The following is a 15,582-nucleotide window of genomic DNA, read 5'->3' on the forward strand; positions in this document are numbered from 1 at the left end:
ATATAAACATGAAACTTGGCATTTTGACGGCCCCTTTCGAGACCGCTCCTTTGATGGAGGTGGCGCGATGGGCGGCTGAGGTGGACATGGGGCTGCTGGAGGTTGCCTGCTGGCCCGCCTCGGGCGGTGAGGCGCGGCGCTATGCGGGCACATCGCACATTGATTGTAACGGGCTGTCGGAGGGACAGGCGCAGGAGATTACCGGCGGGTTGGCCGAGCTGGGCGTTTCGATTTCGGCGCTGGGGTACTACCCGAACCCGCTGCACGCAGACGCCCCGCACCGCGAGGAGGTGATCAGCCACCTCAAGCATGTGATCACAGCGGCTGCCACACTTTCGGTGCCTGTGGTGAATACATTCATTGGTGGCGACAAGTCACTGAATGTAGACGAAAACTGGCAACGGGCGAGGCAGATTTTCTCGCCTATCGTCGGCCATGCCGAGGACGCGGGCGTGAAGCTCTGCTTTGAGAATTGCCCGATGATCTTCAGCCATGATGAATGGCCCGGCGGGCACAACATTGCCTACAGCCCGAAGATCTGGCGGCGCATCTTCGAAGAATGGGGCGATGCGGTGGGGATGAATTTCGACCCGTCGCACCTTGTCTGGCAGATGATCGACCAGGCCCGCTTTATCAAGGAGTTCGGCCCCCGCATGGCCCATGTGCATGCGAAGGACGTGATGATCGACCGGGACGGGCTTTATGAGAATGGCGTGATGAGCGTTGGCATGGGCTGGCAGGTGCCGCGCATGCCGGGGCTGGGGGATGTGGATTGGCCCGGATTTTTCTCCGGGCTTTATCGTGCGGGCTATAATGGGCCGGTGATCATCGAGCATGAGGACAAGGTGTTCGAGACCGATGAGGAGGCGGTGAAACGGGGCTTTCTGCTCGCCCGTGACGTGCTGCAACCCTACATCAAGTAACTCGTGTAACTGTCTGAATATTCACTTTTCCTAGGGAGGGAAAACCATGAAGACACTACTGAAAGCCACAACCGCCGCAGCGGGGCTGACGATGGCGCTCACCGGCATGGCGGCTGCCGAATACACCATCGGGATTTCCAACACGGTGCAGGGTAACGGCTGGCGCGAAGAGATGGTTTGCGCGATGAAGGCGCAGGCGTTGGTGTCGGGCAAGGTCGACAGCCTCAACATCGCCCATCGCAACACCGATGCGGCGGGCCAGTCGGAAGACATCCGCAACCTGATCGAAGCGGGCGTGGATGCGATTGTGGTGAACCCTGCCAACCCCGATGGCATTGCCGATGCGGTGAAGGAAGCGACCGACAAGGGCATCGTTGTGGTGGCCGTCGATCAGGGCGTGAACGCGGATGGTGCCTATATCCTGAGCAACAACCAGGAAGAATACGCCTACCTAGGCGCAAAGTGGCTGTTTGAAACCATCGGCGGCTCGGGCGAGGTGGTTTACATGCGCGGCGCGGCGGGGGCTGCGGCGGATGACGACCGCGACAAGGGCTTCAAACGGGCGCTGGAGGAGTTTCCCGATGTGAAGATTGCGCAGGAGGTCTTTACCGGCTGGCAGCAGGACAAGGGCAAGCAGCAGATCCTTGATTACATCGCCACCGGCATCCCGTTTGACGGCATCTGGACCTCTGGCATCGACAACGTGATCGTCGATGCGCTGGTGGAGAGCGATGTGGAGCTGGTGCCCGTGGTGGGCGCAGACAATGCCGGGTTCGTGGGCCAGCTGGCCAACGTGGAGGGGCTGACCGGCGCGGCGGTGACCAACCCCGGCTCGATCGGTGGCGCGGGGGTGACGCTGGCGCTGCAGATCCTTGAAGGTGAGGCCCCCGAAGAGCGCGTGGTGCTGGTGGACCCGAGCCTTTGGGCCAACAACGACGACGCCGGCAAGGAGCAGATCGCGGCGGCACAGAACCCCGATCTGGACCCGGAGTGGCCGGTTTCGGTGCAGATCCCCGGCTGGACCGACTACACGATGGAAGACATCATCGCCTGCAAGGGCCCGGGCGAATAGATCGCTTCGGCCGGGCGCATGAACGTGCCCGGCCAAACCTCTGAAATGCATGTGAAGCGAGGCGATATGGCAGATGAGGCTCCGCTGCTGGACGCCAGCGGCGTAGAGAAGCGGTTTGGCGCGGTGGTGGCCCTGAAGGGCGCCGCTCTGACGATCCGCCGGGGTGAGATAGTGGCCCTGATGGGGGCCAATGGCGCGGGCAAATCGACCTTTGTGAAAATCCTGACCGGAGCGCTGAAGGCTGATGGCGGGCATGTGCGCATTCGCGGAGCAGAGCGGGCCGTGGGCTCGCCCGCGGAGGCGCGCAAGAGCGGGCTGGTGCCGGTCTATCAGGAGCCTTCGTTGATCCCCGATCTGGACGTGGGCGACAACCTGCGCCTTGGCGGAACCGATCCGGCCAGGTTTGCCGCATGGATGGGGGAGCTGGGCTTTGCGGGGTTTGACCTATCCGCGATGATCCACAGCCTGCCGCTGGCCACGCTGCGCATCATCGACCTTGCCCGCGCGCTGGCGTCTGAGCCGGATGTGCTGCTGCTCGACGAGATGACAGCCGCCTTGCCGACCGATTTGGTGGAGGCGGTGCTGAAGGTGGTGCAGCAACAGGCCGAGGCCGGGCGCTCGGTGATTTACATATCGCACCGCTTTGCGGAGATCGCGCAGGTGTGCCAGCGGGCCGTGGTGCTGCGCGATGGGGCGACCGTGGGCGAGGTGCCGATTGCGGAGGGCGCGGAGGAGCCGATTGTTGAGTTGATGCTGGGCGAGGTGATCAAGCCCGGTGAGAGCGCCGCCGAGCGGGTAGCCACCGCGCCGCAGGGCACGCCGCGTGTGGCGGTGAAGGGGCTTGGTGCAGGCGGGCAGCTCAGGGACGTGAGCTTTGCGCTCCACCCCGGCGAGGTGCTGGGCGTGGTGGCGCTGGAGGGCCAGGGGCAGGACGAGCTGTTTGAGGTGCTGGCAGGCGCCCGCAAGCCCGACCGGGGCGTGATTGAAGTGGAAGGCGCGGCGCGGCGGTTTGCGCACCCGGCGGATGCGATTGCCGCCGGCCTCTCTTTCGTGCCCGGCAACCGGGCCGATGCGCTGGCCATGCAGCAAAGCGTAAGAGACAACCTCGCCCTGCCCTTCTCGGCCCGTGCCCGAGCCTGGGGTCCGATCTCGATGAAACGGGAGGGCGAGGTGGTGGCGCGCACCATCGAGCGGCTTCAGATTGATACCCGCGCGCAGGGCGAGGTGGGCCGCCTCTCTGGCGGGAACCAGCAGAAGGTGACGATCGGGCGCTGGCTCGCCCACGGCTGCGACACCCTGCTGCTGTTTGACCCGACCCGGGGCATCGACGTGCGCACCAAGCGCCAGATCTACCCGCTGGTGCGGGAGTTGGCCGAGGGGGGCGCCGCGGTGCTGTTCTACTCCTCCGAGCTGGAGGAAATTCAACTGGCCTGCGACCGCTGCATCGTCATCTTCAATGGCCGCGTGGTCGATACCATGCCCGCCGCAGAGGCCGATGAGGCGCGGCTGATGCGCGCCGCCTACGGGCTGACGGGAGACGCGGCATGAAAGCGCTGCGCAAGCATGCGTGGATCACCGGGCTTGCGGTGATCCTCGCGGCCCTCTTCCTCGCGACCAAGCTGATACAGCCGACCTTCGGCGCGAGCGGGGTGGAAAGCCTTGCCCGCGCCGCCCTGCCCTTTGCCTTTGCCACCGTGGCGCAGGCGGTGGTGGTGATTGCCGGGGGCATCGACCTCTCCATCGCCTCGATGATGGCGGTCTGCTCGGTGACGGCAGCGGTGCTGATGGAAGGCAATGGCGGGGCGATCTCTGCCGGGATCGTGCTGCTGGTGCTGGCGATGGGGGCCGGGATGGGCGCGCTGAATGGCTTGCTCATCAACATCACCCGCGTGCCCGACATCGTGGTGACGCTGGCGATGCTGTTTGTTTGGGAGGGCGTAGCTCTGCTGATCCTCAACGCGCCGGGTGGCGATGCGGCAGAGTGGCTGCGCGGGTTCATCATTGGCGGCTTGCCGGTGCCGGGCCTTGGCGGGGTGCCGCGCGCGCTGGTGTTTTTGCTGGTGCTGGTGGCCATTGTCTGGCTGCCGATCCGGCGCTCGCGCACGGGGCTTTCGCTTTATGCGGTGGGTTCGGATGCGCTGGCGGCCTTTCGCTCGGGGGTGAACGTGGGGCGCACCCGGATCGTGGCCTATGCGCTTGCGGGGGTGTTTGCCGCAATGGGGGGGCTGTCGCTGACGCTGTCCACCGGCATAGGCGAGCCGATACCCGGGCCCTACTTGCTGGCGAGCGTGGCCGCCGTGGTGCTGGGCGGCGTGGTGCTGGGTGGCGGCAAGGGCGGGCTGCTGGGCCCGCTGATTGCGGTGTTCATACTGCGGCTGGTGCGGATGGACCTGACGCTCTTGAGCGTTGATCCCAATGTTTCAGCGATCATCGAGGGCACGATCATGGTGGTTGTCGTCATGATCGGCGGGCTGCTCGCGGCGAAGGGAAAGCTGTGATGGACAGGCTCAAGGCCCTATTGCGCGATCATCCGATCATTCCGCTGCTGGTGTTGCTGGCGCTGCTTGTCGGCATCCTTGAGATCATGCGCCCCGGCATCGTGGGCGAACGGTGGATCGCCAACACGGTGAAATTCGCCATTCCGCTGGCCATGCTGGCCGCCTGCCAGACGCTGACCATGCTGACCGGCGGGATCGACCTTTCCGCCGCCATCGTCGCCACCATTTCCAGCTTCGTCATGGCCACGCTGGTGCCGTTTTACGGGGCCGCCGGGGCGATTGCGCTTTCGCTGGTGCCTTCGGTGATGATCGGGCTGCTGAACGGCATCGGCGTGGGCTTTTTCCGGGTGCATCCGCTGATCATCACGCTGGGCACCGGGCTGATCGGCACGGGGTGCCTGCAGGTTTACCAGAGCACGGTGATCGCCACCGGGTCTGTCGTGCCTGATGGCCTTGCGTGGCTCGGCACCGGGCGGACATGGGGCTTTCCGAACGCGCTGGTGCTGTTTGTCCCCTTCGCGGCGCTTATCCTCTTTGCGCAAAAGCGCACAGGCTTTGGCCGCTTGCTCTATGCCATGGGCGACAACGAGGGCGCGGCGCGGCTGGCGGGGGTGCGGAGCTGGCAGGTTCACCTTGCGCTTTACGGGCTGTCGGGGCTGATCGCGGGGGTGGCGGGGCTGCTCTATGTCGGGCTCATCAAGGCGCCTTCGCTCTCGCTCGCGGTGCCGCTGATGCTTCCTTCGGTGGCGGCGGCGGTGATCGGGGGCACCTCGATCTTTGGCGGGCGGGGCGGCTATGCGGGCACCATCGTGGGCGCGCTGATCCTTACCGTGCTCGGCACCATGCTGACGCTGCTGCATATGCCCGAGGGGGCGCGGCGCATTCTGTTTGGCGGCATCATCCTTGGCGTTGCGGCCATTCACCTGCGGCTCACCGACACGAGGTAGCGTGATGAAGATCGCCGGAATTTCCTTTGACCACATGCATATGGGCGACCTGCTGCGGATGGTTCACGCGCACCCGGAGGCGGAGATATGCGCGCTCTATGATCCGGACAGGGAGAGGATGCAGGCGGCGGTGGAGGCCTTTGGCGTGCCCGAAAGCCGGGTGTTTACCGAGCTGGACCCTGCGCTGGCCACCGCGCCGGACCTTGCCATTCTCTGCTCTTCCACCGCCAGCCATGCAGATATGGCCGAGCGCATCGCGCCTACGGGCTGCAACCTGATGGTTGAAAAGCCCTTTGCGGCCTCTGCCGATGAGGCCCGCCGGATGATCGCCGCGATGGAGGCGGGCGGCGGGCGCATGGCGATCAACTGGCCGCTGCGCTGGGTGGAGAGCCATGTGACGGCGAAGGCCTTGGTAGACGCCGGGGAGATTGGCGAGCTGCTGGAAGTGCGCAGCTATGGCGGCAACCGGGGGCCGCTGTTTCACCTCGCCGACAAGGTGGAGGTGACGCCCGAGGAGGTGGAGCGGCAGAAGCCTGAGAGCTGGTGGTACAAACGCGACTCCGGCGGTGGCTCCCTGCTCGATTACCTAGGATATGGCGCGACGCTGGGCACGTGGTTCATGAATGGCGCGGCCCCGCTGGAGGTGACCTGCGTGGTCGACGAAACGCCGGGCATCGAGGTGGATCAGCACTCGATCACCATCTGCCGCTACGCCAAGGGCCTCAGCAAGATGGAAACCCGCTGGGGCACCTTCACTGACCCGTGGATCACCCAGCCCCAGCCCGCCTGCGGCTTCACCTTCATCGGCGCGGAAGGCACGCTCACCAGCCTCGACTATGCCGATCACGTCACCCTGCAAACCCGCGCCAAGCCCAAGGTGCATGCGTTGCCGGTGCAGCCGCTGCCCGAGGGCGAGCGCAACCCTGTGGAGTTCATGCTCTCACGCCTGAAGAGCGGCGGTGCCATCGACGGCCCGCTTGACCCGGCGCTTTGCCTCACCGCACAGCGGATTATTGACACTGCGGCGCAATCGGCCGCCGAGAAGCGGACGCTGAAATTGCTGGCATGAGCTTGCTGCCTGTTCACAGATGCCAATCGCCTCGCCCTATCGGCCAGGGCGGCTAGAGCGCGCCATCTCAGGCTTCAGACCGTTTGCGTGACCTTGCGAAGGTGGGGTGGCGCGTCCGGGTCCAGCCCTCGGGCGCGGGCCACGGCTTCGGCCATCGCGTAGAAGGCGACGATCAGCGCCAGAGGGTCTGTCAGCCCGTGGCCAGTGCGCGGGGCCTTGAGCACGTGGGCCGCCTGTGCCAGTGCGGTGGTGGCAAATACCTGAGCCCCCTGCCCGGCCAATCGGTCGGCCATGTCGGCCACGCCCGCCTCTGCCGCATCGCCGCAGGCGAGCGCCAACACGGGAAAGCCGCGCCCTACGATGCTTACCGGGCCATGCAACACCTCGGCGGAGGAATAGGCCTCGGCGTGGGTCTGGCAGCATTCCTTGAACTTCAGTGCCGCCTCGCTCGCCATCGCCCAGCCCGGCCCCCGGCCCAGCACATAGAGCGAGCCGCCCGCGTCCATCGCCTCTGCCGCCGCGCTCCAGTCGGCCTCTACCGCGCGCGCCAATGTCTCGGGGAGCGCATGGATCGCCGCCAGCAGCGCCGCGTCCTGCGCCACCTCGGCCACCAGCCAGAGCGCCGCCAGTGCGGAGGTGACAAAACTCTTGGTCGCCGCCACCGAGCGCTCGGGCCCGGCGCAGATATCCACCACCTCCGCCGCAGCCTCTGCCAGCGGCGAGGCCGGAGTGTTGGTGAGCGCCAGTGTCAGCGCGCCACCGGCCCGGGCCGCGCGGGTCATTTCCACGATGTCGGGGCTGCCGCCCGATTGCGACACCGAGAGCGCCACCGCCCCCTCCAACCGCAGGGGCGCGGCGTAGACAGAGGCGACAGAGGGCCCGACAGAGGCCGCCACGCGCCCCAGCACAAGCTCGGCAGCGTATTTGAAGAAGGTGCAGGCATGGTCGGAGGAGCCGCGCGCGACGGTGATGAAATAGGCCGGATCCCGTGCCACGACCGCCCGCGCCACCCGGGGCACCGCCCCCGCCGTCAGCAACCGCTCCACCGCTGCCGGGATCTCCTCGATCTCCCGGCGCATCAGGCTTTTGTCGCTCATCGCCTCTCCTCCGTTCGTACCACCCTGCCCGGCCTGCCCCCCGGGCACAATGCTTGCCCTCTCCGCTGCGCCGGGCCAGTCTCGCGGCGGAAGGGAGATAGCGCATGACACGCACGCTCATCGTGGGCCTTGGCAATATGGGGCGCAGCCATGCGCTGGCCCACCACGCCAACCCAGCCTCCGAGATCATCGGGCTGGTGAACCGCTCGGCGCCCAACCTGCCGGATGCGCTGGCGGGATATCCGGTGCTTGCCACTCTGGAAGAGGGACTGGCCCTGAAGCCCGAGCTTGTGGTGATTGCCACCCATACCGACAGCCACGCCGACTATTCCATTGCGGCAATGGAGGCTGGCGCGCATGTGTTTGTGGAAAAGCCACTGGCGGCCACGGTGGAAGATGCTCGCCGGGTGGCGGACACCGCCCGTGCCACGGGCCGCAAGCTCGCCGTTGGCTATATTCTGCGCCATCACCCCTCGTGGCAGCGGCTGATCGTCGAGGCGCGTGCCCTGGGCGGCCCCTATGTGTTTCGCCTCAACCTCAACCAGCAATCCAGCGGTGCGGAATGGGAGGCCCACAAGGCGCTGATGCGCACCACCTCGCCCATCGTGGATTGCGGCGTGCATTATGTTGATGTGATGTGCCAGATCACCGATGCGCGGCCCCTGCGGGTGCATGGCATGGGGCTGCGGCTGAGCGATGAGATCGCGGCGGATATGTATAACTACGGCCAGTTTCAGGTGGTGTTCGAGGATGGCTCGGTGGGCTGGTATGAGGCCGGTTGGGGGCCGATGATGTCGGAGACCGCGTTTTTCGTGAAGGATATCGTCAGCCCTGCAGGGTCCGTTTCGATCATGGATGGCGACAAGGGCGGCTCTTCGGAGATCGAGGGGCATACCCGGGTGGGTGGGCTCAAGCTGCATCGGCCCGGGGGTGATGAGGTGATCGACCTGCCCGTTGAGCCGGACCATCAGGCGCTTTGCGATGCCGAGCAGGCGTTTTTGCTACGCGCCATTGCCGAGGATATCGACCTTGCGCGCCATGCGGAGGATGCGGTGCAAAGCCTTGCGATCTGCCTTGCGGCCGATGAGAGCATTCGCACCGGCGCGGTGGTTACGCTTTAGCCTTTGCACCGTCGACGGCGTTGGCCGATGTCGGTTGGGCTACGAAAACGCGCAATCCGGCCCTCGGGCAAGCGGGGTTTCGATGGAGCGCCCGGTGGGTCGCCAATCGAAGATGGCCACTGCATTGCCGCCGTCAAAGCCGATCATCAGGGTGCTGGTTTCGGGTTGCAGGGCCACGCCCTCGGCGTCGCGACCCCATTGCGAGAGCGGGGTGACGGATAACACCTCGCCTTCGGGCGACAGTTCGAAAAGCGCGTTGAGGCCTTCGTTGTCATCCACCACAAGGATGTTGCCGGAGAACGGATCACGCTCCACCCCCTGCGGCTCGATCATCGGCGGGCTGAAGCCATCGCCCCAGAGTTCCATCAGCACCGCGCCGTCCGGGGCCACGCGCAACAGGCGGGAGGGGTCATCCTCGACCACCAGATAGCTGCCGTCGGCATCGGCGTGCAGGCCTTCCGTGTCGGAGAGGGTGGCGGAAAGCGAGAAATCACTGTCGATCGGGCGGCCAGACCTGTCGACCCGACGAAAGCCGCCCCAGCCATCGGCCAGCAGGAGCGCAGCGCGCTCGGCGGTGAGGCTGCGCACCTGAGACAAGCCGCTGTCAAACCGCAGGATCTCTTCGCCAGCGGTGTTGAGCAGGATCACCTCGCGCCCCTCGGTGGCGACCCAGAACCCGCAGACCTGCGCGTCATAGGCGATGGAGACACCGCGAAGGCCCTGAAGGGTGAGGCGGTGCAGCAGCTCCGCGCGCGCCGGGGTGGCGGCGAGGGTGACGAGGGCGAGGAGAAGGGCCGAGAAACGCATGGCACACCCGGGGCTGGCTCTTTGGAAGAGTGAGGCAGAAGGTGGGCTGCGGTCAAGCTGTGGCTCTCGGGGGGGGGGCGGGCTCAGGCCTAAATGTCGAAGCTGGAGGGCAGCACGACCATATCGCGGATGGTCACGTTGCGCGGGCGCGAAAGGGCAAACACCACCGCATCGGCCACCTCACCCGGCTCCAGCAGCGCGCCGTTTTCCTTGGCTTTGCGCAGGTTCTCCTCGGGCCAGTCGGCCAGCAGCGCCGAGTGCACCGGCCCGGGCGACACCTGCGCCACCCGGATGCCCTTGCCCATGAGTTGCCGACGCATGATTTGCACAAAGCTCGTCATAGCCCATTTCGAGCCGGAGTAGACCGGCTCCCACGGGATCGCGGCGTGCCCGGCAACGGAGCATGTGACCATGATATCGCCGGTGCCGCGCTCGCTCATATGGGGGATGACGGCGTGGACGTTTTTCATCACCGCGTTGATGTTGAGGCTGAGCATGCGGTCGATGGTGGCTGGATCGGTGTCTGCCAGATCGCCGCCGATGTAGCTGCCCGCGTTGCAATGCAAGATGTCGATCTGCCCGATCTTGGCGAGGATCTCGGGCACCATCGCGTTGCAGCTTTCGGCATCAAGCAGGTCGGTGACCTGCGCGAGGCAGCGGGCCCCGTGCTGCTCGGTCAGCCGCGCCAGAGCGGCCTCGTCGCGGTCCACCAGCACCACGGTGGCGCCCTCCCCCAGCAGCGCCTCTGCGGTGGCCAGCCCAATCCCCGAAGCGCCGCCGGTGATGGCTGCAACCTTGCCTTCGAAACGTGATGCCATTTTCTCTCTCCCTTGAATGCGGATCAGACGGCCAGAAAGCCGCCGTCAACGGGCAACACCGTGCCCGTTACCATTTCGCTATCGGGCCCCAGCAGCGTGGCGATGGCCCGGGCCACATGCTCGACCTCGGCAAACCGCCCGACAGGATGGCGCACCATCATCGGCTCGGATTTTGCCGGATCGCTCCAGGCCTCGGCGGCCAGTTCTGTCATGGTGATGGTCGGGGCGACGCAGTTGACGCGGATGCCGTAGGGGCCGAGTTCTTTGGCCATGACCCGGCTCGCGCCCTCCAGCCCGGCCTTGGAGGCGGCGTAGCACATGTGCTCGGCAAAGCCCCGGTGCCCGGCAATGGAGGTGACGTTGACGATGGCCCCGCCGCCGCCCGCCGCGACACGGGCATGGGCGAAGGCCTGAGCGCAGACGAGGGCGGCGCGCAGGTTGATGCCGAGCACCGTCTCATAGCCTGCTTCGGTCATCTCCAGCACGCTTTCCAGCACATTGGTGCCCGCGCAGTTGACCAGAAAATCGGCTGGCCCGGCCTCGTCCATCGCCGCCCGCGCCGCAGCGGTATCGGCGAGGTCGGCGGCGATGGCCCGCGCGCCGGTTTCGGCGGCAAGGCTCTCGAGATCGGCGGCGGTGCGGGCGATGGCCACCACCTGCGCCCCGCGCGCGGCCAGAAGCTGCGCCGTGGCGCGACCGATGCCCTTGCCCGCGCCGGTGATGATGGCCGTCCGGCCTTTGAAATCGTCGCTCATGCGCCCTCCTCCTCCGCCGCCAAAAGCAGCTCGGCGGTTACGTCATCTGTTACCAGGGTATCGACCAGCCCGGCCCGCGTGGCGGCACGGATGATCGGGGCCTTGTGCGGCCCGGCGGCGGCCATGATCTTCAGCGGCACCTGGGCGACGGTTTCCATCGAAACGCCGATGGCGCGCCGGTCAATCGGATGGTCGATCGGTTTGCCGTCCGTGCCCAGAAAGCGGCCCAGCACATCGCCGATGGACCCCGCCGCGCGCAGGTCTGCCGCCGTGACCTCGCTGGGCAGGCCATTGGCCACAAGGAACGACTTGTCAGACACATCGCTTGCCGTCAGCACGGCGGCGTCGAGATTCTCGAACTTGGCAAAATGGGCGGCGAAGAGCTCCTGCGCCAGAAAAGCGGCCCTATCGACCCCTTCGGAGAGGTAGACGGGCGCGGTGAGCAGGGAGTATTGCGCGCCCAGCTTTTCGGCGAGGCCGGAGGCGATGGAAAAGGCATTGAAGGAAGCCCCGCGCGAGGTGCCACCGAGCATGGAGACAACCTCCAGCGCCGGGTTGGAGAGCCGGGGCAGACGCCGCACCGCGCTTTCCAACGTAAGGCCCCAAGACACGCCAAGGCGCTTCCAGCCGCCATCGCGCAGCTCTTCCGTCAGGTAGCTCGACAGCGCCGCGCCAACGGGGGTGTGATAATCATAGGCCTCGCGGTTGGCCGGGGCGACAAGCGCCTTTGTCAACCCGAGCGCGCTGCGCAGCCGCTCCTGCAACTCGATACAGGGCAAGAAGGGCGAGTCGATCTCGATGCGCACCGTCCCTTGTGCCCGCGCCTTCTGAATCGCCTGATTCACCCGTAGCCGCGTGACTCCCATCATGCGGGCCACTTCGGCCTGGGTCATTTCGTTGATGAAATAGTGCCAGCATACCTCGCAAATGAAGGCATCGCTGTCGTCCTGCGGATCGCGCGGCATTGCTTCTCCCGTTCCTCCCTTGGCGCAGGCAGATCATGCGCCGGTGGGTTCACATGGCATGAAATGCATATGTCAGGCAAGCAATACAAATGAGATTTTTCACTTGCGCGACTCTCGTTACATATGTAAATCGAAGCCCACGAGGAGGCGTTGGCGTGAGGGGGATAGAGCCTTGCCGGCGCATTGCCGCGACACATAAGACCTTTTGGGAGGACACCATGAAGATCGCATTTAGAACCGGCGCCTCAGCGCTGGCACTTTGCCTTGCTGCCGGCTTTGCGGGCGCACAGGACATGACCATTGAAAACCAAGACTGGTGGCAGGAGGCCGGCGCAAAGTTTGAAGGCGTCACCCTGCGCGGCGTGACGGAAAGCACCCCGCCGTCAAACTTTGTGGGCGATGTGCTCGCGCCCAAATTCGAGGAACTCACCGGCATTCGCGTGGAGGTGGAAACCACCTCTTGGGATCAGATGTATGACAAGGCGATCAAAGACATGGAGGCCGGCACCGGCATCTATGACATGGTCTATATCGAGCAGGACATCGTTTATGCCTACCTCGCCCGCGACTTTCTGGTGAACACCACCAAGGCGCTAGCCGAGAAGTCCGAGCTGAAAGCGCCGGGCTACGATGAAGCCAACTTCACCACCTTTGCCGACAACTTCCGCGGCGCCGAGGACGGCGATCTGTACGGCATTCCGATGGAAGCCTTCATCAAGATCTACCTTTACCGGACCGATCTGTTTGGGGATGCCGATATTCAGGCCGCCTTCAAGGAGCAGACGGGCCGCGACCTCGCCCCGGCCACGACCCACAAGGAATACGCCGAGATCGCGCAGTTCTTTACCGCCTATGGCGAAGAGAACGATATGGATCTCTGGGGCACCACGGCTCAGGCCCACACCGGCCACCCGGCCTCGTGGTATGAGTTCTTCGAGAGCGTCGCGCCGACCTATGGCGTCTTCGACTGGGGCATCAACCCGGGCGAGAACTACGGTGCCAGCGTTGAAAATGGCGGCGAGATGAACTCGGACGCGGCCAAGGAAGCACTGACATGGTGGCTTTCGATGCGTGACATCGCGCCGCCGGAATCGGTGCAGTCCACATGGACGGAAGTGGCCACCACCTTCGCCGCCGGGCGGGTTGCTCAGGGGCTGGTCTATGGGGAAAACGCAGCCTGGATCGCCGCTGACGAAACCAAGAGCCGTGTTGTCGGCAATGTGGGCGTGGCCCTGCCGCCGCTGCAAGAGGGTGTGATGGCCGCCGCCGAAGCTGGCGGAGGCTACATCGGCTACTACGACGGCGGTGCCTTTGGCCTGCCCGCGACCTCCAAGAACCAGGATGCGGCGCTGCTGTTCCTGCAGTTCATGGCGCTGCCCGAGGTGCAGGAGCAATGGGCGATGGCCTCGCGCATCACCCTCGACAGCACCTATGACACGCCGATGGTCAAGGAGCTCGACGAAGAGCTGGGTGGCTACTTCACCATGATGAAGGATCAGGGCTACCTGTTCAAAGGCGCGCCGGAATACCCGTTCCACCGGCAGGTGCTGGAGGCGACTGCGCCCACCTTCTACTCGATCCTCACCGGTGACACACCTGTCAGCGAAGGGCTCGACAAGATGGCCGCCGAGGCCGAGGCAGAGCTGAAGACGCTGGGCTACCGCGAGTAGGCCCACAGCCAAGCACTCGCGGCGGGCCGCCTGCTCCCGGGCGGCCCGCCCTCGCCTTCACACACGCTCCACCCGGGGCGGTTTTCACCGCGCTCCCTGACAGGAAAGGTTGGCCAGATGCGTTCCAACAGATTGGGCTGGTGGCTTCTTTCGCCCACCCTGCTCGTGCTCTTCCTCTTCGGCGCGGTGCCCTTTTTCTACGTGCTGTGGCTGGCGTTCCATCAGTGGAACCCCTTCGCCACCAACCCCGACATCATCTACAACGGCGCCGAAAACTTCCGCCGCCTGGTGTTTGACACAGCCTTCCTGAATTCGCTCGGCGTCACCGTTGCCTTCGTGGTCTTCGCGGTGCTCACCGAACTGGTGATCGGCTACATGCTGGCCCGTGCCTTCATGCGCGACTTTCCCGGCAAGGCAATCTTTCGCACCATTCACACGCTGCCGCTGATCATGGCGCCGATCATCGTTGGCTCGATCTGGAAGCTGATGACCACCCCCTCGATCGGGATCATCCCGCACCTGCTGGACGAGTGGTTTGGCTATGACCTCAACATCGGCCAGTCGGCGCTTGCGGCCTTTACCATCACGGTCATCATGGATGTCTGGCACTGGACGCCGCTGGTGACGCTTACGCTCATCGCCGCGCTGGTCTCGCTGCCTGCCGACCCGTTCGAGCAGGCGCAGATCGACGGGGCGAACAAGCGCCAGATCTTCTGGCACATCACCCTGCCGATGATCGCCCCCGCCGTGGTGGCCACTGTCTTCATCCGGCTGATGGACGCGCTGCGCACGGTGGACGAGGTGTTGATGCTCACCGGCGGCGGGCCCGGCTCGGCCACGCGCTACCTTGGCGTGCACATCTTCAAGGAGGTCTTTCCGAAGACCAACTACGGCTACGGCTCGGCCATTTCGGTGATCGTGCTCTACCTCACCATCGTCGTCTGCTGGCTGCTCTACGTCGGCATGCTCGCCCCCCGGAACAAGAAGTGAGGCCGCAGAGATGAAAAAGCGCAATCCATGGCTGCAAACCCTGTTTTGGGTGATTATCAGCTTCCTCACGCTGTTCCCGATCTACTGGCTCTTCGTGATCTCGGTGAAACCGGCGGTGGACCTGTTTTCGACCCCCGATATCATCCTGCGCGGGGCCTATTGGCAGAACTACGTCGACGTCTGGACCGACCGGACGCTGCGCGGCTACATGCTGAACTCACTTATCATCTCCTCGGGCAACGCGCTGCTCTGCACCACGCTCGGGTTCTTTGCCTGCTACGCGCTGACGCGCTTCAACCTTGGTGGCAAGGAGAGCATCTTTTTCTGGACCATCACCAACCGCATGGCCCCGCCCGCAGTGTTCCTGCTGCCGCTCTTTTTGCTGATGACGCAGGTTTACCGGATCGGGGATTTCACCCTGCTGGACACCCGGTTTGGCATGATCATGGTCTATTGCACCTTCAATCTGCCATTCGCCATATGGACGCTGCGGCCCACGCTGGACGGCATCCCCCGCGAGCTGGACGAAGCGGCCTATGTTGATGGCGCGTCGAGCTGGAAGGTGATTTCGGAAGTGGTCTTTCCGCTCTGTCGCCCCGGCCTTGCCGTTACGCTGATCCTGACCTGGGTCTTTGCGTGGAACGAGTATCTTCTGGCCGCCACGCTCACCAACTTTAACGCCCGCACGCTCACGACGGGGCTCAGTGAATACGTCACCACCACCGGCACAGAATGGGGGATCATGGCGGCGATCTCGGTGTTCACCCTGATCCCGGCGCTGATCGTCTTCACCATGGTGCAGCGCCATATCGTGGCCGGGCTCACCTTTGGCGCCGTGAAAGGGTGATGA

At 65.0% G+C, this 15,582-nt stretch carries 15 protein-coding genes; 10 read left to right on the top strand and 5 right to left on the bottom strand.

Translation table 11 applies throughout. The annotated features are described in order from the left end of the window. The first annotated feature begins 8 nt into the window (after nt 1-8). The 6 genes from FHY55_RS12470 to FHY55_RS12495 all read left to right on the top strand — a co-directional run bounded on the left by FHY55_RS12470 (nt 9) and on the right by FHY55_RS12495 (nt 6,509). Nucleotides 9-923, top strand: coding sequence for a sugar phosphate isomerase/epimerase (locus FHY55_RS12470; RefSeq protein ID WP_140014505.1), 915 nt, complete (start codon nt 9-11; stop codon nt 921-923). A 46-nt stretch (nt 924-969) separates the two neighbouring features. Next, nucleotides 970-1,995 (top strand): substrate-binding domain-containing protein, encoded by a 1,026-nt coding sequence (locus FHY55_RS12475; RefSeq protein WP_140014506.1) that lies wholly within the window; start codon nt 970-972, stop codon nt 1,993-1,995. Between the two features lie 66 nt (nt 1,996-2,061). Further along, nucleotides 2,062-3,543: a sugar ABC transporter ATP-binding protein gene (locus tag FHY55_RS12480; RefSeq protein ID WP_140014507.1), complete on the top strand. Its 1,482-nt coding sequence runs from the start codon at nt 2,062-2,064 to the stop codon at nt 3,541-3,543. Further along, nucleotides 3,540-4,493, top strand: coding sequence for an ABC transporter permease (locus FHY55_RS12485; RefSeq protein WP_140014508.1), 954 nt, complete (start codon nt 3,540-3,542; stop codon nt 4,491-4,493). The genes FHY55_RS12480 and FHY55_RS12485 overlap by 4 nt, the downstream gene beginning before the upstream one ends. Next, the gene (locus FHY55_RS12490; RefSeq protein ID WP_140014509.1) at nt 4,493-5,440 is read left to right on the top strand and encodes an ABC transporter permease; all 948 of its coding nucleotides are present in this window, start codon (nt 4,493-4,495) and stop codon (nt 5,438-5,440) included. Before FHY55_RS12485 ends, FHY55_RS12490 begins: the two co-directional genes overlap by 1 nt. A gap of 4 nt (nt 5,441-5,444) precedes the next feature. Next, nucleotides 5,445-6,509, top strand: a complete 1,065-nt coding sequence (locus FHY55_RS12495; protein WP_140014510.1) for a Gfo/Idh/MocA family protein — start codon at nt 5,445-5,447, stop codon at nt 6,507-6,509. 74 nt (nt 6,510-6,583) lie between these two features. On the opposite strand, the gene FHY55_RS12500 is transcribed toward FHY55_RS12495, so the two are convergent. Next, nucleotides 6,584-7,606: an SIS domain-containing protein gene (locus FHY55_RS12500; RefSeq protein ID WP_140014511.1), complete on the bottom strand. Its 1,023-nt coding sequence runs from the start codon at nt 7,604-7,606 to the stop codon at nt 6,584-6,586. Nucleotides 7,607-7,710: 104 nt separating this feature from the next. On the opposite strand from FHY55_RS12500, the gene FHY55_RS12505 reads away from it, so the two are divergent. Then, a complete protein-coding gene (locus tag FHY55_RS12505) occupies nt 7,711-8,727 on the top strand; it encodes a Gfo/Idh/MocA family protein (protein WP_140014512.1) in 1,017 nt (338 codons plus the stop codon). A gap of 39 nt (nt 8,728-8,766) precedes the next feature. On the opposite strand, the gene FHY55_RS12510 is transcribed toward FHY55_RS12505, so the two are convergent. From FHY55_RS12510 to FHY55_RS12525, 4 genes are all read right to left on the bottom strand, one after another. Then, entirely contained in the window at nt 8,767-9,534 is a 768-nt protein-coding gene (locus tag FHY55_RS12510) for a hypothetical protein (RefSeq protein ID WP_140014513.1), read from the bottom strand. Between the two features lie 89 nt (nt 9,535-9,623). Continuing rightward, nucleotides 9,624-10,352: an SDR family oxidoreductase gene (locus tag FHY55_RS12515; protein ID WP_140014514.1), complete on the bottom strand. Its 729-nt coding sequence runs from the start codon at nt 10,350-10,352 to the stop codon at nt 9,624-9,626. Nucleotides 10,353-10,375: 23 nt separating this feature from the next. Then, nucleotides 10,376-11,107: an SDR family oxidoreductase gene (locus FHY55_RS12520; protein WP_140014515.1), complete on the bottom strand. Its 732-nt coding sequence runs from the start codon at nt 11,105-11,107 to the stop codon at nt 10,376-10,378. After that, complete coding sequence (locus tag FHY55_RS12525; protein ID WP_140014516.1) at nt 11,104-12,072, bottom strand: sugar-binding transcriptional regulator; 969 nt, start codon at nt 12,070-12,072, stop codon at nt 11,104-11,106. Before FHY55_RS12525 ends, FHY55_RS12520 begins: the two co-directional genes overlap by 4 nt. 218 nt (nt 12,073-12,290) lie before the next feature. Between FHY55_RS12525 and FHY55_RS12530 the strand changes: the two genes are divergently transcribed. The 3 genes from FHY55_RS12530 to FHY55_RS12540 all read left to right on the top strand — a co-directional run bounded on the left by FHY55_RS12530 (nt 12,291) and on the right by FHY55_RS12540 (nt 15,579). Next, nucleotides 12,291-13,742, top strand: a complete 1,452-nt coding sequence (locus FHY55_RS12530) for an extracellular solute-binding protein (protein ID WP_140014517.1) — start codon at nt 12,291-12,293, stop codon at nt 13,740-13,742. A gap of 117 nt (nt 13,743-13,859) precedes the next feature. Next, a complete protein-coding gene (locus FHY55_RS12535; RefSeq protein ID WP_140014518.1) occupies nt 13,860-14,732 on the top strand; it encodes a carbohydrate ABC transporter permease in 873 nt (290 codons plus the stop codon). Between the two features lie 10 nt (nt 14,733-14,742). Further along, complete coding sequence (locus FHY55_RS12540) at nt 14,743-15,579, top strand: carbohydrate ABC transporter permease (RefSeq protein WP_140014519.1); 837 nt, start codon at nt 14,743-14,745, stop codon at nt 15,577-15,579. The last annotated feature ends 3 nt before the right edge of the window (nt 15,580-15,582 follow it).

It is taken from the genome of Oceanicola sp. D3, assembly GCF_006351965.1.
Classification (GTDB): Bacteria; Pseudomonadota; Alphaproteobacteria; order Rhodobacterales; family Rhodobacteraceae; genus Vannielia.